Origin of the sequence: Candidatus Kurthia intestinigallinarum (assembly GCF_003991225.1) — a bacterium.
GTDB lineage: Bacteria > Bacillota > Bacilli > Bacillales_A > Planococcaceae > Kurthia > Kurthia populi.
In genome coordinates, this window is record NZ_JTFC01000178.1 from 1 (window position 1) to 938 (window position 938).

The 938-nt window shown below is 42.6% G+C and carries 1 protein-coding gene; it reads right to left on the minus strand.

Annotated features, from left to right (window positions below):
* Nucleotides 1-938 (minus strand): MobA/MobL family protein (locus QI30_RS19560; protein WP_148113918.1); only part of this gene is annotated, 938 nt, incomplete at both ends.

Genomic DNA, 938 nt, shown 5'->3' on the forward strand with positions numbered 1-938 from the left:
AAACCCTTTATAGCTTTGCTCATTAAATGAACCTAAATCAAGCTGTACTTGCAGTTTCACATCCCATAAATAAAGCATCCTTCTTTTATCTGCTAATGTCTCCGGCTGTACATACATTTTTAGCACCTTCGATAATTGGCCAAGCTCCTGTTTTTCAGCTGGCGATAATGCCTTTAAAATGAGTTCATGCTTTTCAAACTGCTCTAACCTTTGCTCAACGTCCTGAAGTGCTAATTTCTTCTCATTGCGCTCCTTCACTTCACGATTAATCGCCACTCGATCAGAGGAACGTCCTTCCTGTTCCATCTTCCGTGCGACATACCCTTCATGGATCGTCGGCTCCTGCTCCAACCCTAAATCAGCATGTGACTTCTCAGAAATTTCGATACCAACACCGGCAAGCGATAAATGCTGATTCGCATACATCGCCCAAGCTGTACGCCACTGCTGTAATTTATCTTTCTGATTCCAATCGTTCATATCAATTTTCCGGGACTTTTTCGCGCCACTTTCCGTAAATAAAGCCTCTCCGTTTTCATCAACAATGTATTCTTTTCGAGACTTCGCACCCCAGCTCCCATCTTCTAAAAATGGTCGCATCGTTAACATCACATGGGCATGTGGATTTTTGGCATCATCACGATGAATGGCAATGTCCGCAACCATACCCTCATCTACAAATACCTCTTGCACAAAATGACGTAGTAATTCTCTTTGCTGCTGCTGTGATAACTCCACTGGTAATGCAACTGTAAATTCACGCGCTAATTGAGCGTTTTTCGCCTTTTCAATCTTCTCGACTTCATTCCATAATCTTTCCCGATCTAAACACCACTCCGGGGCATGAACAGGCTTTAAAAGCATTGTCTCTGGCAACACATCACGATGATGATAAGAACTGACCTTATCATACCGTTCACTATATAATTGTTCTCCAC